Here is a 22,743-nt window from a genome sequence, read left to right as displayed (position 1 = left end):
GCGCCGGTGGCGCCCGCGCACTGCGCGGGCGGGGGTGTGGTGGGCACGCGCGGCAGCGCTGAGGTGTGGCGGTCGCTGCCCGCCGCGGGCAGGCTCGCGCTGGGCGGGGTCACCCTGTGCCACACCGCGATGGTCGGCCTGATGTCGATGACCCCGGTGCACATGGACCACGGTGGCTCGTCGCTGCGCGTGGTCGGCTTGGTGATCAGCCTGCACGTGGCGTCGATGTACGTGGCCAGCCCGCTGTTCGGGTGGGTGGCCGACCGGTGGGGACGGGTGCCGGTGCTGGCGATCGGGACCGCGCTGGTGGTGGCCGCCGCGGGCGTGGCCGGGATGGCGCCCTCGCACGGGGCGCCGCAGCTGGCCGCCGGGCTGGCCCTGCTCGGGTTCGGCTGGTCGGCGGGCCTGGTGGCGGGTTCGGCGCTGCTCACCGAGTCGGTCGCGGTGGCGGACCGGCCCGCCGCGCAGGGCCTGTCCGACCTGTGCATGAACGTCGGCGGCGCGGTGGGCGGGGTGGTGGCGGGCGTGGTGATCACGGCGTGGTCCTACGCCGCGCTGGGCCTGCTGGTGGGGTTCGCCGCCCTGCCCCTGCTGGTGATCTGCCTCTACACCTCGGCGCAGCGGGCGGGCTGATCGGCGCCCGCTCAGGCGGTGCGGGGGCGGCTGGGGTCGCGGGGCGGGCGGCGTCGCGGATCGGCCCCCGGACCGGCGACGGCGACCACGTCGGTCGCGGCGGGCTCCTGGCCGCAGTCGTCGCAGCGGGCGTGCACGTGGACCGGCCCGCCGCAGCCCTCGTGCTCGTACAGGACCGGTGGCCCCTGCGGCGCCGCCCACCGGTCGCCCCACTCGGTCAGCGCGACGATGACCGTGCCGAGTTCGCGACCTTTCCGGGTGAGCACGTACTCCCGGCCTTCGCGGCGCTGCATCAACCCGTCGGCCACGAACCCGTCCAGGCGCTTGGCCAGGACGTTCGGCGCGACCCCGAGGCCGCGCTCGAAGTCGGAGAACCGGGTCATGCCCGCGAACACCGCGTTGCGGATGATCAGCAGGCTCCAGCGCTCGCCGACCAGTTCCAGCGCGCGGGCAGCCGAGCAGTTCTCGCGTTCGTACGTCCGACCAAGCACGGGGCCGATGGTCCGTGATCCGCTTGTGTGATGCAAGTAGACCCCTTAGCTTACTTGCATCACACAAGTTCAAGGACCGGGAGGCCGTCGTGGACCGACCGCAGGTGGTGACCAGGGACGAATGGCTGGTCGCCCGCCGGGAGCTGCTGGCCAGGGAGAAGGAGCTGACGCGGGCGCAGGACGCGCTCAACGCCGACCGGCGGCGGCTGCCGGTGGTGCGGGTGGCGAAGGACTACCGGTTCACCGGCCCGGACGGCGAGGTCGGGCTGCTGGACCTGTTCGACGGGCGGCGCCAGCTGGTGCTGCAGCACTTCATGTTCGACCCGTCCTGGGACCAGGGCTGCCGCAGCTGCAGCGCGATGGCCGACGACCTCAGCGAGGGCGCGCGTGCCCACCTGGCCGCCAGGGATACGGCGTTCGCCGCCGTCTCGCGCGCGCCGTACCCGAAGCTGGCCGCCTACCGGCAGGCCAAGGGGTGGACCTTCCCCTGGTACTCCTCGCACGGCAGCGACTTCAACTACGACTTCCACGTCTCGCTGGACCCGGCGGTCGCGCCCAACGAGTACAACTTCCGGAGCGGCGACGAGCTGACCGCCGCCGGGCAGGGCTGGCTGATCGACTACGTCGGCGAGCAGCCGGGGGTCAGCGCCTTCCTGCGCGACGGGGACGAGGTCTTCCACAGCTACGCCGCCTACGGCCGGGGCGTCGAGGTGATGATGCACGCCTACCGGCTGCTGGATATCACCGCGCTGGGGCGCAGCGAGGAGTGGGAGGAGCCGAAGGGCGGGCTGGCCGCCCCGCACCCCGCCGACCCCGGCTTCACCAGCTGATCAGCGCTTGCGGTTGTACCAGAGGGCGCGCAGGCCGACCACGATCGCCGCGACCAGGCCCGCGATGACCAGCACGGTGCCCAGCGGCGACGACAGGCCGGTCGGGTCTTGCTGGAGCAGCAGCATGCTTCGAGGCTAGCGCGCCGCCGCGGCGAACTCGCGCACGCGCGCGGTTTCCGCCGAAGTGCGCCAGACCAGGCCCCACCGCAGCGCCGGGGCGTCGCGGAAGGGCAGGAAAGCGACCCTGGGGCGGGCGAAGTGCTCGGCGGCGTGCGCGCCCAGCGGGCACACGCCCTCGTCGGCCGCGATGGCGGTCAGCAGCTCCTGGAACGTCGCGGGCGACCTGGCCGCCCGGACCGGCAGGCCGCCGGGCGTGCGATCCAGCCAGAAGGCGGCGCGGAACACCGGCGCGCGCGCCAGGTCCTCCAGGGACACCGAGTCCAGCTTGGCGAACGGGTGGTTCGCGGCCACGGCCAGCACCAGCGGCTCCCGCCACAGGACCGGCCCGGTGGTCAGGTCGGGTTCGTCGACCGGGAACAGGGCCACCAGCGCGTCCACCTCGTCCGCGCGCAGCAGCGCGAGCGGGTCGGCGAAGTCCGCCTCCCGGATCAGCACCTCGCCGGGGTGGTCGGCGCGGAACCGGTCGATCACGTCCGCGACCAGGTCCGCGACGGCCGGTGCCTGGAAGCCGACGCGCAGCCCGCCGGTGCCCCGCGCCGCGGCCACCGCCCGCGCGACGCCCGCCACGATCTGCCGGTAGGCGGGCGCGAGGTCGTCGCGCAGCCGCTGCCCGATGGGGGTCAGCGCGACCCGCCGGCTGGTCCGCTCGAACAGCGGGGCGCCGATCCGCCGCTCCAGCCGCTTGACCGTCTGGCTGACCCTGGCCTGGGAGACCCGCAGCCGCTCGGCGGTGCGGCTGAAGTGCAGCTCCTCGGCCAGGGTGAGGAAGACCTCCAGGTCGCGCCGTTCCATAACGCCCAGGTTATCGTTCCATTCGATCTTCGTCGTTGTTCGGGCCCGGCCGGACGACGATCGTGAAGCGCATGGACAACACCCTCCTGGTCCGCGCCGCGGCCGCCGAAGCGCTCGACGCCGACCCCGCCGCCGTGGTGACCCTGCTGGCCGACCTCGACGGCCTGACCTGCAACCGGTCCACCTTCCGCCAGGGGGCGGACGGCGCGCCGCCGCACTTCCACACCCGCGCCTCGGAGTTGTTCTTCGTGCTCGACGGCTCGCTGGAGGTGCTGCTGGGGCAGGAGGTGGTGGTGCTGGAGCGGGGCGACTTCCTGGTCGTGCCGCCGGGGGTGCCGCACGCCTTCGGCGCGGCGGGCGGCGCGGACGCCGACGTGCTGTTCGTGTTCACGCCGGGGATGGGGCGGTTCGACTACTACCGCCTTCTCGATCGGGTGCAACGCGGTCAGGCGAACGCCGAGGAGATCGCCGCCTCCCAGGACCGCTTCGACAACCACTACGTCGACAGCCCGGTCTGGAAGGCCGCCCGCGCGCGCTAGCCTGGGTCCGATGCGCAACACGGTGTTCCGCAAGCTGATGGCGAACGAGTTCGGCCAGGTCAGGGCGGAGATGGTGGCAAGGGACCACGTGATGTCGGCGCTCGGCGGGCGCACCGCCGACGAAGCGCTGGAAGCAGGTGTGCCCGCCAAGGAGGTCTGGCTCGCGGTCTGCGACGCGTTCGAGGTGCCCGAACACCGCCGGTGAGGGCGGACGTGTCGAAGACGCGATCGAACACCTGTTCGGCTACACTCGTTGACCACCACCGGGTGAGAACAGCCCGCTGGTCACCGGGTCGCCGCCGGAAATTGTCGTACCCCGCCCGTACCGTCGGCCCCGACACCACAGCGACCCAGAGACAAACCGAGGTGGACTCGAAGATGGCACCCCAGGCACCCGACCGGGACAAGGCCCTCGAACTGGCCCTGGCCCAGATCGACAAGCAGTTCGGCAAGGGCTCGGTCATGCGGCTCGGCGAGGAGGGCCGCGCCCCGATCGAGGTGATCCCCACCGGCGCCATCGCGCTCGACGTGGCGCTGGGCATCGGCGGCCTCCCGCGCGGCCGCGTGGTCGAGATCTACGGCCCGGAGTCCTCCGGCAAGACGACGGTGGCCCTGCACGCGGTCGCCAACGCCCAGCGCAACGGCGGCATCGCGGCGTTCATCGACGCCGAGCACGCGCTGGACCCGGACTACGCCCGCAAGCTGGGCGTGGACACCGACGCCCTGCTGGTCTCCCAGCCCGACACCGGCGAGCAGGCGCTGGAGATCGCGGACATGCTGGTCCGCTCCGGCGCGCTGGACATCCTGGTCGTGGACTCGGTGGCGGCGCTGGTGCCGCGCGCCGAGATCGAGGGCGAGATGGGCGACAACCACGTCGGCCTCCAGGCGCGCCTGATGAGCCAGGCGCTGCGCAAGATCACCGGCGCGCTCAACGCGTCCAACACCACGGCGATCTTCATCAACCAGCTGCGCGAGAAGATCGGCGTGATGTTCGGCTCGCCGGAGACCACGACGGGCGGCAAGGCGCTGAAGTTCTACGCCTCGGTCCGGCTGGACGTGCGGCGCATCGAGACCCTGAAGGACGGCGGCGAGCCGGTCGGCAACCGCACCAGGGTCAAGGTCGTCAAGAACAAGGTGGCCCCGCCGTTCAAGCAGGCCGAGTTCGACATCCTCTACGGCGTGGGCATCAGCCGCGAGGGCTCGCTCATCGACATGGGCGTCGACCAGGGCATCCTGCGCAAGTCCGGCGCCTGGTACACCTACGAGGGCGACCAGCTCGGCCAGGGCAAGGAGAACGCGCGCAAGTTCCTGCGCGAGAACCCGGACGTGGCCAACGAGATCGAGAAGCGGATCAAGGACAAGCTCGGCATCGGGGCGACCCTCGACGCCGACGACACCGCGCCCGCTCCGGTCGACTTCTAGCCCGCGGTGGCGGGACGAGGCGGTCGGGGTCGCGGGGCACCCCGCGACCCCGAGGTCGCAGCCGAGGTCGAGGTCGACCCGGTCAAGGAGCAGCGCAGGGCGACCGACCTGTGCTACGCGCTGCTCACAGCCAGGGCGCGCACCAGGGTGGAGCTGCGGGACGCCCTGCTGCGCAAGGGCATCAGCGAGTCCACCGCGGAGCTGGTGCTGGGCAAGTTCGACCGTGCGGGCCTGATCGACGACGCGGCGTTCGCCGAGGTGTGGGTCAGGTCGCGGCACACGCACCAGGGCCTGGGCAGGCGGGCGCTGGCCCTGGAGCTGCGCCGCAAGGGCGTGGCGGACGAGGTCGCGGCCGAGGCCGTGGCGGCGGTGGACGACGAGGCCGAGCAGGAGCGGGCGCGCGAGCTGGTGCGCAAGAAGCTGCGGACCCTCGGCGGGGTGGACGACACGACCAAGATCCGCCGCTTGGTCGCCGCGCTGGCCCGCAAGGGCTACGCCGAGGGCATGGCCTACCGCGTGGTCCGCGAGGAGCTGCGCCGGGCGGGCGAGGAGGCCGAGGGGTTGGACGACCTGCTGTCCGACTGACCCCGCCCGTGCTCGCGGTCAGTGCTCGTGGTCAGTGCTCGCGCAACCGCCAGAACTGACGCTTGCGGTCCTCGCGCACCACGACCCCGAGCCTGCCCAGCTCCTCGCGCAGCTGGGCCGCGTCCTCCGCGTCGCGCTTGCGCAGCGCTTCGGCGCGCACCCGGAGCAGGGCGTCCGCGCCCGGCGGCAGGCCGGGCGCGCCCTCGACCCAGCGCCGGTACTCGTCGCGGTGCGGGTCGCCGTCGGGCAGCCACGGGTAGCCGTGGGACTGGAAGGCGTCCGCCAGCTCGTCGGCGTCCAGCTCCGCGTCCTCCCTGGTCAGCTCGCCGCCGTCGAGCCCGAGCAGGACGAGCTTGCGGCCGTCGAGGAACACCCCCGCGATCCGCGTCCGGTCGAACTCGCGGGTGGTGCCGTTCCCCCTGGTGAACACCACGCGGTCGTCGGCCACCTCGACGGCGAGCCGTTCGAGCGCGGCGAGGACGGAGAGCACCAGGCCGCCCAGCGCCCCCACCACCAGCGCGCCGACCGTGGCGTGCGGTTCGGGGATCGAGGCGACCAGCTGGAAGGGCCCGCGCATCGGCGCCCACGGCAGGGCTGCCACCCAGTCCGCCACCAGCACGACCAGCCACAGCAGGAAAGCACCCAGCACCGGGAAGCCGACCCACACCAGGGTGGTGGTCTGCTTCGACTGGGCCACCGTCGTGCGCCGTGCTTCCATCGCTCCCCTCCCGTGCGGCACCGGACCACTGCCCGACCATGATCCACGACGGCCGTCACGCGGGAGACCACCCCTCCGTGTAGCGACCGTTCCGGTGGTTGACCGGATTCCGGGCGCACTGCGGTATCTGGCGTGACCCGAGTCACTCCTGAGGGGCGTACGCCGCCTACTCCAGGAGTCGCACACCATGAGCCAACCCACACCGCCCCCCGGACCGAGATCGGTCCGGCTGGTCTTCACCTACGAGGACGACCAGGTCCGCCTGGTCCTGCAACAGCCCGTCGACCTGGCCGTGACCGGCTTCGACCTGCCCCGCGAGGCCACGCCGGGCGACCACGTCGAGGTCCGCGACGCCGAGGGCAACGCGCTCAGCCGCGTCCCGATCCGGGTGGGTCTGTCCGCCAGCGCCGAGGTGTTCCCCGAGCACCCCGGCGAGCCGATCACCCGCACCGACCTGCCCAGGGCCCAGGGCGCCTTCACGGTGGTCGTGCCGGTGGACGAGGTCGCCGACCACGTCACGGTCCTGCGCGTCCCGGCGGGCGACGTGGGTGTCCAGTCGGTGACCGAGCTGGCCAGCTTCCCGCTGGAGGGGCGATGACCACCTCCGACGGCGCGGTCATCGGCACCACGCAGATCTTCGGCTCGGCCCCGCGCAACCGGGCGTTCAACATCGTGCTGCTCGCCGAGGGCTTCACCGCCGCGCAGCAGGGCGCCTTCAACACCGCCGCGGCCTCGTTCGTCACCGCGCTGCTGGGCACCCCGCCGTTCGGGGACCTCAGCCCGGCGATCAACGTCTTCCGGGTCAACGTCCGCTCCACCGACTCCGGCGCCGACGACCCGGCCTCGGCGGGCGGCACGGGCGCGAGCGTGCGCACCTACTTCGACGCCACCTTCGGCGGCAACGGCATCCGCAGGCTGCTGCTGGTCAACCAGACCACGGCGCTGCAGGTGGCGACCGCGCAGGTGCCGGAGTTCAGCCTGGTGCTGGTGGTGGTCAACTCGACGGTCTACGGCGGCGCGGGCGGCTCGGTGGGCACGTACTCGCTGGCGGGCGGCGCCACCGAGATCGCCATCCACGAGGCCGGGCACACCGCGTTCGGCCTGGCCGACGAGTACGCCTACTACGCGGGCGGCAACGAGACCGGGCACGACCACCACCCGGCCACCGAACCGTCCGAGCCCAACGTCACGATCAACCGCGACCGGGCCACGCTCAAGTGGAGGTGGGCGGTCAACGCCGCTACCGCGATCCCCACGATGTCCAACCCGGACTGCTCCAAGGTGGACACCCGGCCGAGCCCGGTGCCCGCGGGCACGGTGGGCGCGTTCGAGGGCGCGCACTACTACCACTGCGGCGCGTACCGGCCGGAGCACGGCTGCAAGATGCGGGACCTGGGCGTGCCGTTCTGCCGGGTCTGCCGCCAGGTGATCTGGAACCGGATCGGTCCGCTGACCACGTTGTCCGCGCGGGCCCGGACGCCGATCAGCGTGGTGGCGCGCTTCCCCGAGCACCTGGACGTGTTCGCGGTGGCGGACGACGGCCGCACGATGAGCGACTGGTGGAGCCCCGGCACGGGCTGGGCGGGCTGGTTCCACGTCTCCGGGGGCCTCGCCTCGCCGGGTGGGGCGGGTGCGCCGGTGACCGCCATCGCGCGCAACCCCGACCACCTGGACCTGTTCACCGTCGGCACCGACAACCGGGTGTGGAGCGCCTGGTGGGACGCCGCGTCGGGCTGGTCGGGGTGGTTCCAGGTGGGCGGCCTGGTGTGCAGGCCCGGTTCCACGGTGACGGTGGTGGCGCGCAACCCCAACCACCTGGACCTGTTCACCACCGCCTCGGACGGCCGCACCATGTCGACGTGGTGGGACGCCGCGACCGGGTGGGCGGGCTGGTTCCACGTGTCCGGCGGCGTGGCAGCGGCGGGCGCGCCGGTCACCGCCATCGCGCGCAACCCGAACCACCTGGACCTGTTCACCGTCGGCACGGACAACCGCGTCTACAGCACCTGGTGGGACGCCGCGACGGGGTGGGCGGGCTGGTTCCGGCTCGGCACCCTGACCTGTCGCCCGGACTCGGCGGTGACCGTGGTGGCGCGCAACCCGAACCATCTGGACCTGTTCACCACGGCGTCCAACGGCCGGGTGATGTCCGCGTGGTGGGACGCCGCCAGCGGGTGGGCCGACTGGTTCCACGTGTCCGGCGGCGTGGCCTCGCCGGGGTCCTCGGTGAGCGCGGTGGCGCGCAACCCCAACCACCTGGACCTGTTCACCCTCGGCACGGACAACCGCGTCTACAGCACGTGGTGGGACGCCGCCAGCGGCTGGGCGGGCTGGTTCCAGGTCTCCGGCGGCGTGGGCCGCGCGGGCGGGCACGTCGCCGCGATCACCCGCAGACCGGACCACCTGGACCTGTTCACGGTGGGCACGGACAACCGCGTCTACAGCACGTGGTGGAACGCCGCCAGCGGCTGGGCGGGCTGGTTCCAGCTCTCCGTGTCGTGAGCGAAAGGGGGCGGCCGGCTTCCCCGGCCGCCCCCATCACACCTGCAAGTACTACCCGGCGCCCGCCAGTGGGCCGTTATCTACCACCCGACTCGGCGAACGCTGCCCGAACGCGTGACCCGCGAGCGCCGCGGCGCGGGCTACAGGGCCGCGGCGGCGCGGGCCAGCGCCTCGACGCGGTCGAAGTCGCCCGCCGCCAGCGCGTCCTTCGGCGTCAGCCACGAGCCGCCGACGCAGCCCACGTTGGGCAGCGCCAGGTAGCGCGGGGCCGACTCGACGGTGATCCCGCCGGTCGGGCAGAACCGCAGACCGGGCAGCGGGCCGCCGATGGACTTGAGGTAGTCCACGCCGCCCGCGGCCTCGGCCGGGAAGAACTTCAGCGCGGTCAGGCCGCGCTCGGCCAGCCGCATCGCCTCGGACACGGTCGCCGCGCCGGGCAGGAACGGCAGCCCGGTGTCCTCCGCGGCGTCGAGCACCCGGTCGGTCGAGCCGGGGGTGACCAGGAACGCGGCACCCGCCTTGGCGGCCTGCTCGGCGTGCTCGGGCGCGGTCACCGTGCCCGCGCCGATGACGATCTCGGGCACCTCGGCGGCCACCCGCTCGATCGCGGCGAGCGCGGCGGGCGTGCGCAGGGTCAGCTCGATGACGCCGATGCCCCCGCGCAGCAGCGCCCGCGCCAGCGGCACGGCGTGGGCGGCGTCGTCCACGACGACGACCGGGATGACGGGGGACAGCGCCAGCAGATCCGCGCTGGTGGTCACCGGCTCACCTCCTGGTTCCTCTGCCCCGCGAAGTGCGAGGCGGCGATCGGGCCGAACACGCTGGCGCCCCGGTCGGCGGGGCCGACCGACCGGCGCAGCGCGGCGAACAGCTCACGCCCGGTGCCGGACCACGCCTGCGCGTCCGGCGGGAAGTCCACCAGGTCGCGCGCGGCCAGCTCCGCCGGGTCCACCAGCGCCTCCAGCGTCCCCGTCTCGGCGTCCACGCGCAGCACGTCGCCGTCGCGCACGCGGGCCAGCGGGCCGCCCACGGCCGCCTCGGGGGTGAGCTGGATGGCGGCCGGGACCTTGCCCGACGCGCCGGACATCCGGCCGTCGGTCACCAGCGCCACCCGGAAGCCGCGGTCCATGAGCACACCCAGCGCCGGGATGAGCTTGTGCAGCTCGGGCATCCCGTTGGCCTGCGGGCCCTGGTTGCGCACCACGACCACCACGTCGCGCTCCAGCTCGCCCGCCTTGAACGCCGCGCTGAACGCCTCCTGCGAGGTGAACACCCGCGCGGGCGCCTCCACGACGCGGTGCTCCGGCTTGACCGCCGAAACCTTGATCACCGCGCGGCCCAGGTTGCCCGAGATCATGCGCAGGCCGCCGTCGGCGGCGAAGGGGGCGCCCACGGGCCGCAGCACCTCGGTGTCCAGGCTCACCGCCGGGCCGTCGCGCCAGGTCAGCTCGCCGTCGACGAGCACCGGCTCCTGGCGGTAGCGGTCGAGGCCGTCGCCCGCCACGGTGCGCACGTCGCGGTGCAGCAGCCCGGCGTCCAGCAGCGTGCCGACCAGGAACTGCACGCCGCCCGCGGCCTGGAAGTGGTTGATGTCCGCGCCGCCGTTGGGGTAGACGCGGGCCAGCAGCGGCACCACCGAGGACAGGTCGGCGAAGTCGTCCCAGCTCAGCTCGATGCCCGCGGCCGAGGCGACGGCCACCAGGTGCATGGTGTGGTTGGTGGACCCGCCGGTGGCCAGCAGCGCGATCACGCCGTTGACCACGGCCTTCTCGTCGACCACGTGGCCGATGGGGGTGAACTGCTCGCCGCGGCTGATGGCGACGGCCCGGCGCGCGGCCTCCTCGGTCAGCGCCTTGCGCAGCGGGGTGCCCGGCGGCACGAAGCTCGCGCCGGGCAGGTGCAGGCCCATCACCTCCACCACGAGCTGGTTGGAGTTGGCGGTGCCGTAGAACGTGCAGGTGCCGGGGCTGTGGTAGGAGGCGGCCTCGGCTTCCAGCAGGTCTTCGCGGGTGGCCTTGCCCTCGGCGAACAGCTGCCGCACGCGGGCCTTCTCCGAGTTCGGCAGGCCCGAGCTCATCGGGCCCGCGGGCACCAGGATGGCGGGCAGGTGGCCGAAGGACAGCGCGCCGATGAGCAGGCCCGGCACGATCTTGTCGCACACGCCCAGCAGCAGCGCGGCGTCGAACATGTCGTGGGACAGCGCGATGGCGGTGGACATCGCGATCACGTCGCGGCTGAACAGCGACAGCTCCATGCCCGCGCGGCCCTGGGTGATGCCGTCGCACATGGCGGGGACGCCGCCCGCGAACTGGCTGATCCCGCCCGCTTCCCGCGCGGCCGCCTTGATCCACGCCGGGTACTCGTGCATCGGCTGGTGCGCCGAGAGCATGTCGTTGTAGGCGGACACGATCGCGACGTTGGGCCTGCGCAGCGCCCGCAGCGCGGCCTTGTCACCGCCGGTGATGCCCGCGAAGCCGTGGGCGAGGTTGCTGCACGCCAGGTCACCGCGCACGGGGCCCTCTTGGGCGGCGGCGTTCACGCGGTCGAGGTAGGCGGTCCGGCTTGCGGCACTGCGGGCGGCGATGCGTGCCGTCACCTCTGCGACGACGGGGTGCAGGTCGCTCATGGCGGCTGTCTCCGGTGGTGATCACGGGCTGTGATGGCCCAAGTGGACGGCAGCGCTGACGTCGCACGTACGGACGTGACTGCCCACACAGTAAGTGATGACCCCTCAGGATCACAAAAACGATTCAGTGTCTGGAACGCGAACACACGCCGTGTGGTCCTTGTCACAGCGGCCGCGAGCGGGCAGAGTCGGCTGACGGAACCCAGGGAGGTGCTGCCATGACGTCCTCCGAGATCGTGGAGCTCAGGCGTGCGCTCGGCCAGCTCCGCCAGTGCGTCGGCTCGCTGCGCACCCGCTACGGGGACGTGCCCGCGGTGCTGCGGCTCGCCAACGACGTGGAGCGGATGGACATCGACGCGAGCGAGCTCGTCGAACTGGACGGTCCGCCCAGGCCCCGGCAGGCGCCGCGGGTGGAGCGGGAGGTGGTGGTCGTGCCCGACACGCCCTACGACGCCTCGTTCTGGCAGGACGCCGACGACGAAGGTCTCGGCGGCTACCGCCACCGCACCTGACCGACCACGGCCGGCCCCCGCGCACCGCGCGGGGGCCGGTTCGGTTTTCCCCGCGCATCCGCCACGACGACGTGGAACCCGAGGTGAGGCATGAGGGCCCAGATCGCCCACCGCACGCTGCGCACCGACCGCTGGTGGCTGCCGCCGCTGGCGACGTTCACGGGACTGCTGCTGATCTCGGTCTACGCGGCCGTGCGCACCTTCATGGGTGACTACTACTGGGTGGACGAGCACCGCTACCTCACGCCCATGTACTCGCCCTGCCTGAGCCAGGAGTGCCTGCCGGGGGCGGCGCACTTCGGCAGGCCGCTGCCCGCGCTGCCGGGGGTGCTCACCCCGCCGGTGGTGATCCTGCCGTTCCTGCTCGGCTTCCGGGTGACCTGCTACTACTACCGCAAGGCCTACTACCGGGCGGCGTGGCTGTCCCCGCCCGCGTGCGCGGTGGCCGAGCCGCACGCCCGCTACACCGGCGAGACCCGCTTCCCGCTGATCGCGCAGAACCTGCACCGCTACTTCTTCTACGCGGCCTCGATCCTGCTGCTGATCAACACCTACGACGCCTTCTACGCGCTGACCGCCGGCTTCGGGCTGGGCAACGTCGTGCTGCTGGTCAACGTGGCGCTGCTGGGCGCGTACACGCTGTCGTGCCACTCGTGCAGGCACATCGCGGGCGGCAGGCTCAAGCACTTCTCCCGGCACCCGGTCCGCTACTGGATGTGGACCCGGATCTCCAAGCTCAACGCCCGGCACATGCAGCTGGCGTGGGCCTCGCTGATCTTCGTGTGCGTGACGGACCTGTACGTGGCACTGGTCTCCGCCGGGGTCATCGGGGACCTCCGGTTCATCGACTAAGGAGCGGGTCTTGCCCGAGCTGGAACGGCATTCGTTCGACGTCCTCGTGATCGGCGCGGGCGGTGCGGGCCTGCGCGCCGCGATCGAGGCCAGGGAGCACGGGATGCGCACGGCGGTGCTGTGCAAGTCGCTGTTCGGCAAGGCGCACACGGTGATGGCCGAGGGCGGCATCGCCGCGGCCATGGGAAACGCCAACCCCAAGGACAACTGGCAGGTGCACTTCCGCGACACCATGCGCGGCGGCAAGTTCCTCAACGACTGGCGGATGGCCGAGCTGCACGCCAAGGAGGCGCCGCAGCGGGTGTGGGAGCTGGAGACCTACGGCGCGCTGTTCGACCGCACCGAGGACGGCCGGATCAGCCAGCGCAACTTCGGTGGTCACGAGTACCCCCGGCTGGCCCACGTCGGCGACCGCACCGGGCTGGAGCTGATCCGCAGCCTCCAGCAGAAGGTCGTGTCCCTGCAGCAGGAGGACCACGCGCGCAGCGGCGACTACGAGTCCCGGCTGCGGGTGTTCCAGGAGTTCACCGTCACCGACCTGGTGCTCGACGGCGGCGCGGTGGCCGGGGCGTTCGGCTACTGGCGCGAGACCGGCCGGTTCGCCCTGTTCGAGGCGCCCGCCGTGGTGCTGGCCACCGGCGGCATCGGCAAGTCGTTCAAGGTGACCTCGAACTCCTGGGAGTACACCGGCGACGGGCACGCGCTGGCGCTGCGGGCGGGCGCGTCGCTGGTCAACATGGAGTTCGTCCAGTTCCACCCCACCGGCATGGTCTGGCCGCCCAGCGTGAAGGGCATCCTGGTCACCGAGTCGGTGCGCGGCGACGGCGGGGTGCTGCGCAACTCCGAGGGCAAGCGGTTCATGTTCGACTACATCCCCGAGGTGTTCAAGGACAAGTACGCCGACAACGAGGCCGAGGCCGACCGCTGGTACACCGACCCCGACAACAACCGCAGACCCCCGGAGCTGCTGCCGCGCGACGAGGTGGCCCGCGCGATCAACTCCGAGGTCAAGGCGGGGCGCGGGTCCGAGCACGGCGGCGTGTTCCTGGACGTGTCGAGCAGGCTGCCCGCCGAGGAGATCCGGCGCAGGCTGCCGTCGATGCACCACCAGTTCAAGGAACTGGCCGACGTCGACATCACCGCCCAGCCGATGGAGGTCGGGCCGACCTGCCACTACGTGATGGGCGGGGTGCGGGTCGACCCGGACACCGGCGCGTCGTCGGTGCCGGGGCTGTTCGCGGCGGGCGAGGTCTCCGGCGGGATGCACGGCTCCAACCGGCTGGGCGGCAACTCGCTGTCGGACCTGCTGGTGTTCGGCCGCCGCGCCGGGGCGGGCGCGGCGGACTACGTGGCGGGCCTGGCGACGCGGCCCGCCTGCTCGGCCGAGGCGGTCGCGCGGGCCGAGCGCGTGGCGCTCGCGCCGTTCGAGCGCGAAGGCGGGGAGAACCCGTACACGCTGCACATGGAGTTGCAGCAGGTGATGAACGACCTCGTGGGCATCATCCGCAAGGCCGACGAGATGGACCAGGCGGTCAAGCGGCTGGAGGACCTCAAGCGGCGCGCGGCGGCGCTGACCGTGGAGGGGCACCGCCAGTTCAACCCCGGCTGGCACCTCGCGCTGGACCTGCGGAACATGCTGCTGGTCAGCGAGTGCGTCGCGCGCGCGGCGCTGCTGCGCACCGAGAGCCGAGGCGGGCACACCCGCGACGACTACCCCCGCATGGAGGCCGAGTGGCGGCGCAAGCTGCTGGTGTGCCGGGCCGCCGGGGACGGCGTCGAGGTCGTCGAGGAGCCGCAGCGGCCCATCCGCCCGGACCTGCTGGAGCTGTTCGAGTTCGGCGAGCTGCAGAAGTACCTGACCGCGGACGAGCTGGAGGGCTGACATGGGGTACCGGGGGCACTTCCGGGTGTGGCGCGGCGACTCCTCCGGCGGCGGGCTGGAGGACTTCACCGTCGAGGTCAACGAGGGCGAGGTGGTGCTCGACGTGATCCACCGCCTGCAGGCCACCCAGGCCGCGGACCTGGCGGTGCGGTGGAACTGCAAGGCGGGCAAGTGCGGCTCCTGCTCGGCGGAGGTCAACGGCAGGCCCCGGCTGCTGTGCATGACGCGGATGTCGGTGTTCGCGGAGGACGAGACGGTCACGGTGACGCCGATGCGCACCTTCCCGGTGATCCGCGACCTGGTGACCGACGTGTCGTACAACTACACCAAGGCGCGGGAGATCCCGGCGTTCCAGCCGCCCGAGGGCGTGCCGCCGGGGGAGTACCGGATGTCCCAGGTGGACGTCGAGCGGTCGCAGGAGTTCCGCAAGTGCATCGAGTGCTTCCTGTGCCAGAACACCTGCCACGTGATCCGCGACCACGAGGAGAACAAGGAGGCGTTCGCCGGGCCGCGGTTCCTGATGCGCGTGGCGGAGCTGGAGATGCACCCGCTGGACGAGGGGGACCGGGTGGGCGCGGCCCAGTCCGCGCACGGCCTCGGCCTGTGCAACATCACCAAGTGCTGCACGGAGGTCTGCCCCGAGCACATCAAGATCACCGACAACGCGCTGATCCCGATGAAGGAGCGGGTGGCCGACCGGCGCTACGACCCGATCGTGTGGTTGGGCAACAAGCTCTTCCGCCGTTCCTGAGCCCACCGCAAGCGCACGAGTCGTGCCAAGGACACCGCGACGCACCCGCACGTGGCGGTGACGAGCAGCACCATGAACGTCGGGTAGAGGTAGACCACCTGCACCCAGGCGACGTCACGCCCCCGGTAGAGGAAGCCGACCACCTGGTCGATCGTCGCGCACAGCACCGGCGCGATCAGAAGCGGGAGCAAGCGGACCGCGGTGCGCAGGGGCGAAGTCCGAGCGGCGGCCCAGCGGCGGGAACGCAGCACGCCGCGTACGGCGAGCACGACGGTTCCGAGGGTGAGCACCAGCAACACCGCGTCGACGAGGAGGAGGGGCGAACTCGGCGGCGGCACAGCGGTGTTCTCCAGCAGCGCGATGAGCCGTTCGGCGATGGCCCGGGCGTCGCCGTGGGCCAGCCCGGTGTTGGCCATGACCGCGACCCCGTAGCCCGACCCTGGCAGCAGCGCCTGGTGGGCGGTGGAGGTGAACAGGTCACCGCTGTGCTCGATGACGGGCGCTCCGGACGCGGTCGTCCCGACCGACCACCCCAGGGCGTAGGAGCCCGAGTTGGCCGAGGGGGTGTGCGTCCGGGCGATGCTCGACGCGGAGGCGACCTGCCCACCGTTCGGGCCGCGACCGGAGTTGTTCTGCGCGATCAGCCACGCGGCCATGTCGTGCGCCGAGCTGAGCACCCCGCCGGAGCCGTTGCCGAAGGCGGGCGGTTCCGGCACCGCGATCGGCACGCCGAGCACCACGAGGTGGCCCCGCGCGCTCGGCGGCAGGTCGCGCTCGGTGTCGGCGGTGCGGCTGTCGACCATGCCGAGCGGGCCGAAGACGTGCCGCCGCAGGTAGTCGTCGAACGGCAGGCCGCTGACCACTTCGACCAGCCGGGCGGCCACCTGGTAGTTCGGGTTGTGGTACTCGTGCCGGGCGCCGGGGTCGGCGGCCAGGCGGGCCGCGCGCATCCCCGCCACCGCCTCGGCCAGCGAGTCCGGCTGCGGCCTGCTGAAGGCCGGGAAGGTCGTGTCGGACATCCCGGAGGTCTGGTCGAGCAGTTGGCGCACGGTGATCCGGTCGGCGCGCGGGTCGGCCATGGTGAACTCCGGCAGGTGCTCGCGCACCGGGTCGTCGAGGTCCACCCGGCCGGCCTCGACCAGTTGCACCACGGCGAGCGCGGTGAACGACTTGCTCACCGAGGCCACCGCCATCGCGGTGTGCTCGGTGACCGGGTCACCCGCCGGGGTGTGGCCGTACCCGGCCGCGCGCACCACCTCGGTCCCCCGCGTCACGGCCACCGCCGCGCCGGGCAGCCCGGTCGCGTCGCGGTACTGCTGGACCACGGCGTCGATGGCCGCTGGGGTGGGCGCTGCGTCGGGCGCGGACAGCCCGAAGAGGGCGGCGACGCCGGGCAGGACGAGCGTTCGGATCAGCACGCCGAGGATCTTCCGGTGGTCCGCTCCCCGTGGGATCGGACCACGATCCGAATTCGGGAGTCGGACCGCGGTCCTACCCGCGCACTGAGCTGTGATCGATCGCCTCGTCCCTGCTCATCACGGCCACCTCGGACCCGTCGAGGCCGACGCGCGTGATCAGCACGTCCACGAGGTCGGCGGGCAGGGCTGCCGCAGGCGGCTCAGGTGTCCCGTGAGAGGGTCCGGTTCGGCCCCGGCCGGGAAGTCACCGCGCGGCACCGACAAGCCAGTCGCGTAGCCGCTCGTCGTCGCTGAAGCTGATCAGCTGCACCAATCCCCAGTTGTCACGGTGGTTCGGAGCGTCGAGCAGGCGTTGCTGCCAGTCTTGTGCGTACTCGCGCAGAGCGTCGGTCATCTCGGTGATCGCTTCGTCGAACGACGCGCCATCAGCCGCCACTGGCAGCCCTGGGATGAACACCGACCAGCCGCCTGCCTCCGGGACGACCTGGGCGCGCGACGGAACGATCGATGTGAGGAGGTGGCGCAACCGCTTGACATCCACGACGGCTGTCGTAGCTGAGCCACGTCGAACCGTGGCGACTCGCCCCTTCTCCGCGGCGTCCAGCAAGTCCTTCAGATGTGCGCGAGCCTCGGTGTAGCTGTCGTAGTGAACAGCGGACATGCCGTCCTCCCAGGGGCGTGCCAGAGCCGGGGCAACCCGTTGCCCCGGCTCTGGCCAGGTGATTCACCTGCTAAAAGCGCTCAGGGTCAGCTGCAACCGGAGGTCGAGCCGCAGCCCTCGCACAGGTAGCAGGAGCCTGCGGGCCGCATCTTGGTGCCGCAGGTCATGCACAGCGGCGCGTCGGCGGTCGTGCCCAGGTGCAGTTCCAGCAGCTCGGTGGAGCTGCCCACCTTGACGTCCTGCGGCTTGGGCTTGTCCTCGGCCGCGGACTTCGCGGACTTCTCGACGGCCTTCTCCGGCGTCGCCTCCACCGAGGTGCGCAGGCCCTCCAGGTCCACGTCGCCGCCGCCGTAGTTGTCGGCCACCTGGGCGGTGCGCTCGTCGGCGGTGAAGATGCCCAGCTGGGCCCGCTTCTCGAACGGCAGGTAGTCCAGGGCCAGCCTGCGGAACAGGTAGTCCAGCACGCTGGTGGCGATCCGCACGTCCGGGTCGTCGGTCATGCCCGCGGGCTCGAAGCGCAGGTTCTGGAACTTCGAGACGTAGAACTCCAGCGGGATGCCGTACTGCAGGCCCACCGAGATCGACATCGAGAAGGCGTCCATGACACCGGCCAGGGTCGAGCCCTGCTTGCCCAGCTTGACGAAGATCTCGCCGAGGCCGTCGTCGGGGTAGGAGCCCGCGTGCAGGTAGCCCTCGGCGCCGCCGACCGTGAACGACACGGTCTGCGAGGGGCGCTTCTTCGGCAGGCGCTTGCGTACCGGGCGGTACTCGACCACCGTCTCGGGCTTGGTCTCCGCCGAGGCCGACGCCTTGGCGCCCTTGCCCGCCGACAGCGGCTGGCCGACCTTGCAGTTGTCGCGGTAGATCGCCAGCGCCTTCAGGCCCAGCTTCCAGCCCTGGTAGTAGATCTCCTCGACCTCCTCGACGGTCGCCGTCTCCGGCATGTTGACCGTCTTGGAGATCGCGCCGGACAGGAACGGCTGCACCGCCGCCATCATCCGCACGTGGCCCATCGGCGCGATCGAGCGCTCGCCCATCGCGCAGTCGAACACCTCGTAGTGCTCGGGGCGCAGCCCCGGCGCGTCGACCACGTGGCCGTGCTCGGAGATGTACTCGACGATGGCCTCGATCTGCTCCTGCTGGTAGCCCAGGGCCTTGAGCGCGCGCGGCACGGTCTGGTTGACGATCTGCATGGAGCCGCCGCCGACCAGCTTCTTGAACTTCACCAGCGCCAGGTCCGGCTCGATGCCGGTGGTGTCGCAGTCCATCATCAGGCCGATGGTGCCGGTGGGGGCGAGCACGCTGGCCTGCGCGTTGCGCCAGCCGTTGACCGCGCCGACGCGCTGGCACTCCTGCCACTCCCTGGTGGCCAGCTTGACCACCGCGGCGTCGTTGGCGTGGTAGGTGCGCAGCAGGTCGTTGGCGGCGGAGTGCTTGCGGATGACCCGCTGGTGCGCCTCGGCGTTGCGGGCGTAGCCCTCGTACGGGCCGACCACGCCCGCCAGCTCGGCCGAGCGCCGGTAGGCCACCGCCTGCATCAGCGAGGTGATCGCCGCGGCCAGCGCCCGACCGCCCTCGGAGTCGTAGGCGTGGCCGGTGGCCATCAGCAGCGCGCCCAGGTTGGCGTAGCCGATGCCCAGCTGGCGGAACTTGCGGGTGGTCTCCGCGATCGGCTCGGTCGGGAAGTCCGCGAAGCTGATCGAGATCTCCATCGCGGTGATGACCAGCTCGACCGACTTGGCGAACAGCTCCGCGTTGAACGTGCCGTCGTCGGAGAGGAACTTCATCAGGTTCAGCGACGCCAGGTTGCAGCTGGAGTTGTCCAGGTGCATGTACTCCGAGCACGGGTTGGACGCGGTGATCCGGCCCGACTCCGGCGTGGTGTGCCAGTCGTTGATGGTGCCGTCGTACTGGATGCCGGGGTCGGCGCACTCCCACGCCGCCTTGGCCAGCTTGCGGAACAGCTCCCTGGCGTCGACCTGCTCGATGACCTCGCCGGTCTGCCGGGCGCGCAGGCCGAACTGGGCGCCGTTCTCGTAGGCGTGCATGAACTCGTCCGACACGCGCACCGAGTTGTTCGCGTTCTGGTACTGCACGGACACGATGTCCTTGCCGCCCAGGTCCATGTCGAACCCGGCGTCGCGCAGCGCGCGGACCTTGTCCTCCTCGCGCGCCTTGGTCTCGATGAACTCCTCGATGTCGGGGTGGTCCACGTCCAGCACGACCATCTTGGCCGCGCGGCGGGTCGCGCCGCCGGACTTGATGGTGCCCGCGGAGGCGTCCGCGCCGCGCATGAACGACACCGGGCCGGAGGCGGTGCCGCCGGAGGACAGCAGCTCCTTGGAGGAGCGGATGCGGGAGAGGTTCAGACCCGCGCCGGAGCCGCCCTTGAAGATCAGGCCCTCCTCCCGGTACCAGTTCAGGATCGACTCCATCGTGTCGTCGACCGACAGGATGAAGCAGGCGCTGACCTGCTGCGGGGAGCTGGTGCCGACGTTGAACCAGACCGGGGAGTTGAAGCTGAACACCTGGTGCAGCAGCATCCAGGTCAGCTCGTGCTCGAAGACGACGGAGTCGGCCTCGGTGGCGAAGTAGCCGTGCTTGACGCCCGCCTCGACGTAGGTGCGCACCACCCGGTCGATCAGCTGGCGCAGGCTGTGCTCGCGCTGCGGGGTGCCCACCGCGCCGCGGAAGTACTTGCTGGTGACGATGTTCGTCGCGTTGACCGACCAGAAGTCGGGGAACTCGACGCCCCGCTGCTCGAAGTTGACCGAGCCGTCGCGCCAGTTCGTCATCACGACGTCGCGGCGCTCCCAGGTCACCTCGTCGTAGGGGTGCTTGCCCTCGGTGGTGTAGACGCGCTCGACCACCAGGCCAGTCCGCTTGTCCCCCGCACCGTCGCGGGCAGCCGCCGTCTTCTTGCTGGAGCCGCCAACGGTCTCCGTCATGAACCGGTCCCTCTCCCTGATGTCTGGATGTTGTGGCACGACCACGTCCGGGTCCCCGTCCGAGGCGGTCGCGGAAATCTGCTGGTCCCTAGTCGCGGGTCTGCGCGGAGCGCAGGTCGGCGATCTCCTTCTCGAAGTCCTCGACCGAGGAGAAGGACCGGTACACGCTGGCGAAGCGCAGGTAGGCCACCTCGTCGAGCTCGCGCAGCGGCCCGAGGATCGCCAGTCCCACCTCGTGGCTGGGGATCTCGGCGCAGCCGGTCGACCGGATGGACTCCTCGACGCGCTGGGCCAGCTGCTGGAAGGCGTCCTCGTCGACCGGCCTGCCCTGGCACGCGCGGCGCACGCCGTTGACGACCTTGTCGCGGCTGAAGGGCTCGGTGACGCCGGAGCGCTTGACCACCGCCAGCACCGCTTCCTCGACCGTGGTGAACCGCCTGCCGCAGTTGGAGCAGGACCGCCTGCGGCGGATCACCTGGCCCTCGTCGACTTCGCGCGAGTCGACCACACGCGAGTCCGAATTCCGGCAGAAAGGACACCGCACGCCTGCTCACCCCTCCCCGGCGCAGCACTCATCGCGTCAACCCACCTGACGGGGAAATCCCCAATCTGTGGGCCAACTCGACGGTGTAACCACTAGATGTGGGGGTCAACCTATGCCGGATGCCTACCGCGCGCAAATCTTGAACGGCGTGTCGCGCGGGCGACCCGGCCGAGCGGGCGGGGCGCGGCGCGACGGCGGTGGTGAGCCGTGCCGCGCGGTCCGGGAGAGGCTACTGTCGCCGCCGCCACCCCACCACTCGGCGACCTCGGCTCGCGGGTGCTGTCGGCAGTCGGCGGTGTCGGTCGGTGTTGTCAGTCGGCGGTGTTGCCGTCGGGGACGAGGAGGGACTGGCCGGGGACGACCGCGGTGTCGGTCAGCCCGTTCAGCTCGCGGATGCGGGCCACCACGGCGTCCGGGTCGCTGTTCGGCGCGGCGCGGCGGGCCACGTCCCGCAGGGTCTCGCCGACCTGGACGTGCGCGGTGTCGACGCGCTCGGGCACGCCCGTCCCGCCCGAGGCGTGCAGGTAGAGCGCCGCCAGGCCCACCGCCACCGCCGCGGTCGCCAGCGCCGAGGCCAGCAGGCGCAGCGCGGGGTGCCGTCGGGGGCGCACCTCGCACGCCGCGACCTCCGGGACCGTGGTCACCGCGACGGGCCGCCGCCTGCCCGCTGGTCGGCGGTGGTCGGCGACGTCGAACCGGCGCAGCACCCGCGGGCCGGGGTGCAGCCCCCGGCCCAGCGCGACGTCGTCGGCGCCCGCGCCGTCGACCAGTGCGAAACCGTCCCGCGTGCCGATGACCACTGCCATGACGTTCCCTCCACCGCAGGTCAACGGGTCATGATCGAACAGGAGTTCGATCGAACTGCTGTGCGAATGTCTACCACCTCCCCGCGCGAAAGTGGAGCGACACGCCGGTGTTTACTTCGAACAGGTGTTTGATATGGACACCGACTGCGACTACCTTCGGCAGTTGAAGATCGACGGAGAGCCGGCCTGGGCGATCGGGACCGGTGAGGAGGAAGCACCGTGGCACGCAAGACCAACGACGACCTGCGCATCGCCGATGTGCCCTCCGCTGCGCCCGCCGCCGCGCCTCCCGCGCCGGAGGCCGCCTCCGCGCCCGCGGAGATCGCGGGCAACGCCGGGCTGACCCTGCGCCAGCGCAAGGTGCTCGACGTGATCCGGGACTGGCTGGACCGCTTCGGCTACCCGCCCAGCGTCCGGGAGATCGGCGAGGCGGTCGGGCTGACCTCCACCTCCTCCGTCGCGCACCAGCTGCGCGCCCTGGAGCGCAAGGGTTTCCTGCGGCGCGACCCGAACCGGCCGCGCGCGGTGGGCGTGCTGCCGACCGAGATCGTCTCGGGCCTCGACCCGGCCGCCAAGCCCACCCCGGCCTACGTGCCGATGCTGGGCCGGATCGCCGCCGGTGGGCCGATCCTGGCCGAGGAGGCCATCGAGGACGTGTTCCCGCTGCCGCGCGACCTGGTCGGCGAGGGCGAGGTCTTCCTGCTCAAGGTGGTCGGCGACTCCATGGTGGACGCCGCGATCACCGACGGTGACTGGGTCGTGGTGCGGCAGCAGCCCACCGCCGACAACGGCGACGTGGTGGCCGCGATGATCGACGGCGAGGCGACGGTCAAGACGTTCAAGCGCAAGGACGACCACGTGTGGCTGATGCCGCACAACCCCGCCTACCAGCCGATCCTCGGCGACGAGGCGTCCATCCTGGGCAAGGTCGTCGCGGTGCTGCGCAGGCTCTGACCGGGTCCGGGGCGGCTGGTCAGCGCGACCGGCGCGACCGGCGCACGAGGGCCGCGACCAGCGCCAGCGCGAAGGCTCCGCCGCCCACCACCAGCCA

24 protein-coding genes are annotated in these 22,743 nt (G+C 72.0%); 13 read left to right on the top strand and 11 right to left on the bottom strand.

The window, feature by feature from the left end; translation table 11 throughout:
• Nucleotides 1-633: MFS transporter (locus IEZ00_RS36210; RefSeq protein WP_229795101.1), on the top strand; the 633-nt coding region annotated here is incomplete at its 5' end.
• An 11-nt stretch (nucleotides 634-644) separates the two neighbouring features.
• Here the strand turns inward: IEZ00_RS36210 and IEZ00_RS05125 are convergent.
• Nucleotides 645-1,124, bottom strand: a complete 480-nt coding sequence (locus IEZ00_RS05125; protein WP_189221899.1) for a winged helix-turn-helix transcriptional regulator — start codon at nucleotides 1,122-1,124, stop codon at nucleotides 645-647.
• An 89-nt stretch (nucleotides 1,125-1,213) separates the two neighbouring features.
• Here IEZ00_RS05125 and IEZ00_RS05120 point away from each other — a divergent pair, with 89 nt between their 5' ends.
• On the top strand, nucleotides 1,214-1,954 hold the full coding sequence (locus tag IEZ00_RS05120; RefSeq protein ID WP_189221898.1) for a DUF899 domain-containing protein: 741 nt from the start codon (nucleotides 1,214-1,216) through the stop codon (nucleotides 1,952-1,954).
• Here the strand turns inward: IEZ00_RS05120 and IEZ00_RS37710 are convergent, their stop codons facing one another.
• Nucleotides 1,955-2,080 (bottom strand): hypothetical protein, encoded by a 126-nt coding sequence (locus tag IEZ00_RS37710; protein ID WP_268248658.1) that lies wholly within the window; start codon nucleotides 2,078-2,080, stop codon nucleotides 1,955-1,957. It abuts the gene before it with no gap.
• 9 nt (nucleotides 2,081-2,089) lie between these two features.
• Nucleotides 2,090-2,926, bottom strand: a complete 837-nt coding sequence (locus IEZ00_RS05115) for a LysR family transcriptional regulator (RefSeq protein ID WP_189221897.1) — start codon at nucleotides 2,924-2,926, stop codon at nucleotides 2,090-2,092.
• A 71-nt stretch (nucleotides 2,927-2,997) separates the two neighbouring features.
• Here IEZ00_RS05115 and IEZ00_RS05110 point away from each other — a divergent pair, with 71 nt between their 5' ends.
• The 4 genes from IEZ00_RS05110 (at nucleotide 2,998) to IEZ00_RS05095 (ending at nucleotide 5,472) form a co-directional block, all read left to right on the top strand.
• Nucleotides 2,998-3,465, top strand: coding sequence for a cupin domain-containing protein (locus tag IEZ00_RS05110; RefSeq protein WP_189221896.1), 468 nt, complete (start codon nucleotides 2,998-3,000; stop codon nucleotides 3,463-3,465).
• A 10-nt stretch (nucleotides 3,466-3,475) separates the two neighbouring features.
• Nucleotides 3,476-3,670 carry a DUF3046 domain-containing protein gene (locus IEZ00_RS05105; RefSeq protein ID WP_189221895.1) on the top strand — a complete coding sequence of 65 codons (195 nt, stop codon included), beginning with the start codon at nucleotides 3,476-3,478 and terminating at the stop codon, nucleotides 3,668-3,670.
• A gap of 173 nt (nucleotides 3,671-3,843) precedes the next feature.
• Nucleotides 3,844-4,887, top strand: a complete 1,044-nt coding sequence (gene recA, locus IEZ00_RS05100) for a recombinase RecA (protein ID WP_189221894.1) — start codon at nucleotides 3,844-3,846, stop codon at nucleotides 4,885-4,887.
• Nucleotides 4,888-4,995: 108 nt separating this feature from the next.
• Nucleotides 4,996-5,472: a regulatory protein RecX gene (locus tag IEZ00_RS05095; protein ID WP_229795256.1), complete on the top strand. Its 477-nt coding sequence runs from the start codon at nucleotides 4,996-4,998 to the stop codon at nucleotides 5,470-5,472.
• Between the two features lie 31 nt (nucleotides 5,473-5,503).
• On the opposite strand, the gene IEZ00_RS05090 is transcribed toward IEZ00_RS05095, so the two are convergent.
• The gene (locus IEZ00_RS05090; RefSeq protein WP_189221892.1) at nucleotides 5,504-6,190 is read right to left on the bottom strand and encodes a YqeB family protein; all 687 of its coding nucleotides are present in this window, start codon (nucleotides 6,188-6,190) and stop codon (nucleotides 5,504-5,506) included.
• Between the two features lie 187 nt (nucleotides 6,191-6,377).
• Here IEZ00_RS05090 and IEZ00_RS05085 point away from each other — a divergent pair, with 187 nt between their 5' ends.
• A complete protein-coding gene (locus IEZ00_RS05085) occupies nucleotides 6,378-6,788 on the top strand; it encodes a hypothetical protein (RefSeq protein WP_189221891.1) in 411 nt (136 codons plus the stop codon).
• On the top strand, nucleotides 6,785-8,692 hold the full coding sequence (locus IEZ00_RS05080; protein ID WP_189221890.1) for a M64 family metallopeptidase: 1,908 nt from the start codon (nucleotides 6,785-6,787) through the stop codon (nucleotides 8,690-8,692). The genes IEZ00_RS05085 and IEZ00_RS05080 overlap by 4 nt, the downstream gene beginning before the upstream one ends.
• A gap of 140 nt (nucleotides 8,693-8,832) precedes the next feature.
• On the opposite strand, the gene eda is transcribed toward IEZ00_RS05080, so the two are convergent.
• Both eda and edd read right to left on the bottom strand, forming a co-directional pair.
• Nucleotides 8,833-9,453: a bifunctional 4-hydroxy-2-oxoglutarate aldolase/2-dehydro-3-deoxy-phosphogluconate aldolase gene (gene eda / locus IEZ00_RS05075; protein ID WP_189221889.1), complete on the bottom strand. Its 621-nt coding sequence runs from the start codon at nucleotides 9,451-9,453 to the stop codon at nucleotides 8,833-8,835.
• Entirely contained in the window at nucleotides 9,450-11,318 is a 1,869-nt protein-coding gene (gene edd, locus IEZ00_RS05070) for a phosphogluconate dehydratase (protein WP_189221888.1), read from the bottom strand. The genes eda and edd overlap by 4 nt, the downstream gene beginning before the upstream one ends.
• A gap of 218 nt (nucleotides 11,319-11,536) precedes the next feature.
• On the opposite strand from edd, the gene IEZ00_RS05065 reads away from it, so the two are divergent.
• The 4 genes from IEZ00_RS05065 (at nucleotide 11,537) to IEZ00_RS05050 (ending at nucleotide 15,315) form a co-directional block, all read left to right on the top strand.
• Nucleotides 11,537-11,830, top strand: coding sequence for an Rv0250c family protein (locus IEZ00_RS05065; protein WP_189221887.1), 294 nt, complete (start codon nucleotides 11,537-11,539; stop codon nucleotides 11,828-11,830).
• A 90-nt stretch (nucleotides 11,831-11,920) separates the two neighbouring features.
• Nucleotides 11,921-12,682, top strand: coding sequence for a succinate dehydrogenase subunit SdhC (gene sdhC, locus IEZ00_RS05060; protein ID WP_189221886.1), 762 nt, complete (start codon nucleotides 11,921-11,923; stop codon nucleotides 12,680-12,682).
• 10 nt (nucleotides 12,683-12,692) lie between these two features.
• Nucleotides 12,693-14,564 (top strand): fumarate reductase/succinate dehydrogenase flavoprotein subunit, encoded by a 1,872-nt coding sequence (locus IEZ00_RS05055; protein ID WP_189221885.1) that lies wholly within the window; start codon nucleotides 12,693-12,695, stop codon nucleotides 14,562-14,564.
• Nucleotide 14,565: 1 nt separating this feature from the next.
• Nucleotides 14,566-15,315, top strand: a complete 750-nt coding sequence (locus IEZ00_RS05050) for a succinate dehydrogenase/fumarate reductase iron-sulfur subunit (RefSeq protein ID WP_189221884.1) — start codon at nucleotides 14,566-14,568, stop codon at nucleotides 15,313-15,315.
• Here the strand turns inward: IEZ00_RS05050 and IEZ00_RS05045 are convergent.
• From IEZ00_RS05045 to IEZ00_RS05025, 5 genes are all read right to left on the bottom strand, one after another.
• On the bottom strand, nucleotides 15,267-16,733 hold the full coding sequence (locus tag IEZ00_RS05045; RefSeq protein WP_229795098.1) for a serine hydrolase domain-containing protein: 1,467 nt from the start codon (nucleotides 16,731-16,733) through the stop codon (nucleotides 15,267-15,269). The genes IEZ00_RS05050 and IEZ00_RS05045 overlap by 49 nt on opposite strands.
• Nucleotides 16,734-16,977: 244 nt before the next feature.
• On the bottom strand, nucleotides 16,978-17,394 hold the full coding sequence (locus IEZ00_RS05040; protein WP_189221883.1) for a RelB antitoxin-like protein: 417 nt from the start codon (nucleotides 17,392-17,394) through the stop codon (nucleotides 16,978-16,980).
• 86 nt (nucleotides 17,395-17,480) lie between these two features.
• On the bottom strand, nucleotides 17,481-20,342 hold the full coding sequence (locus IEZ00_RS05035; protein ID WP_189221882.1) for a vitamin B12-dependent ribonucleotide reductase: 2,862 nt from the start codon (nucleotides 20,340-20,342) through the stop codon (nucleotides 17,481-17,483).
• Between the two features lie 88 nt (nucleotides 20,343-20,430).
• Nucleotides 20,431-20,886, bottom strand: a complete 456-nt coding sequence (nrdR, locus tag IEZ00_RS05030; protein ID WP_189221881.1) for a transcriptional regulator NrdR — start codon at nucleotides 20,884-20,886, stop codon at nucleotides 20,431-20,433.
• Between the two features lie 311 nt (nucleotides 20,887-21,197).
• On the bottom strand, nucleotides 21,198-21,692 hold the full coding sequence (locus IEZ00_RS05025) for a LysM peptidoglycan-binding domain-containing protein (RefSeq protein WP_189221880.1): 495 nt from the start codon (nucleotides 21,690-21,692) through the stop codon (nucleotides 21,198-21,200).
• A gap of 219 nt (nucleotides 21,693-21,911) precedes the next feature.
• Between IEZ00_RS05025 and lexA the strand changes: the two genes are divergently transcribed.
• The gene (gene lexA, locus IEZ00_RS05020) at nucleotides 21,912-22,646 is read left to right on the top strand and encodes a transcriptional repressor LexA (protein WP_372448466.1); all 735 of its coding nucleotides are present in this window, start codon (nucleotides 21,912-21,914) and stop codon (nucleotides 22,644-22,646) included.
• Nucleotides 22,647-22,743 lie beyond the last annotated feature (97 nt).

This window comes from Saccharothrix coeruleofusca (genome assembly GCF_014648515.1).
Lineage (GTDB): Bacteria > Actinomycetota > Actinomycetes > Mycobacteriales > Pseudonocardiaceae > Actinosynnema > Actinosynnema coeruleofuscum.
The sequence above is the reverse complement of the archived record's forward strand: the minus strand, read 5'-3'. Positions and strand labels throughout refer to the sequence as shown.

Excerpts from the sequence above, each read along its gene's own strand:
- edd (WP_189221888.1), bottom strand. The coding sequence starts at position 11,318 with ATGAGCGACCTGCACCCCGTCGTCGCAGAGGTGACGGCACGCATCGCC.
- IEZ00_RS05085 (WP_189221891.1), top strand. The coding sequence starts at position 6,378 with ATGAGCCAACCCACACCGCCCCCCGGACCGAGATCGGTCCGGCTGGTC.
- sdhC (WP_189221886.1), top strand. The coding sequence starts at position 11,921 with ATGAGGGCCCAGATCGCCCACCGCACGCTGCGCACCGACCGCTGGTGG.
- IEZ00_RS05065 (WP_189221887.1), top strand. The coding sequence starts at position 11,537 with ATGACGTCCTCCGAGATCGTGGAGCTCAGGCGTGCGCTCGGCCAGCTC.
- IEZ00_RS05050 (WP_189221884.1), top strand. The coding sequence starts at position 14,566 with ATGGGGTACCGGGGGCACTTCCGGGTGTGGCGCGGCGACTCCTCCGGC.
- IEZ00_RS05090 (WP_189221892.1), bottom strand. The coding sequence starts at position 6,190 with ATGGAAGCACGGCGCACGACGGTGGCCCAGTCGAAGCAGACCACCACC.
- IEZ00_RS05035 (WP_189221882.1), bottom strand. The coding sequence starts at position 20,342 with ATGACGGAGACCGTTGGCGGCTCCAGCAAGAAGACGGCGGCTGCCCGC.
- IEZ00_RS05025 (WP_189221880.1), bottom strand. The coding sequence starts at position 21,692 with ATGGCAGTGGTCATCGGCACGCGGGACGGTTTCGCACTGGTCGACGGC.
- recA (WP_189221894.1), top strand. The coding sequence starts at position 3,844 with ATGGCACCCCAGGCACCCGACCGGGACAAGGCCCTCGAACTGGCCCTG.
- IEZ00_RS37710 (WP_268248658.1), bottom strand. The coding sequence starts at position 2,080 with ATGCTGCTGCTCCAGCAAGACCCGACCGGCCTGTCGTCGCCGCTGGGC.
- IEZ00_RS05080 (WP_189221890.1), top strand. The coding sequence starts at position 6,785 with ATGACCACCTCCGACGGCGCGGTCATCGGCACCACGCAGATCTTCGGC.
- IEZ00_RS05040 (WP_189221883.1), bottom strand. The coding sequence starts at position 17,394 with ATGTCCGCTGTTCACTACGACAGCTACACCGAGGCTCGCGCACATCTG.
- IEZ00_RS05110 (WP_189221896.1), top strand. The coding sequence starts at position 2,998 with ATGGACAACACCCTCCTGGTCCGCGCCGCGGCCGCCGAAGCGCTCGAC.
- IEZ00_RS05105 (WP_189221895.1), top strand. The coding sequence starts at position 3,476 with ATGCGCAACACGGTGTTCCGCAAGCTGATGGCGAACGAGTTCGGCCAG.
- IEZ00_RS05115 (WP_189221897.1), bottom strand. The coding sequence starts at position 2,926 with ATGGAACGGCGCGACCTGGAGGTCTTCCTCACCCTGGCCGAGGAGCTG.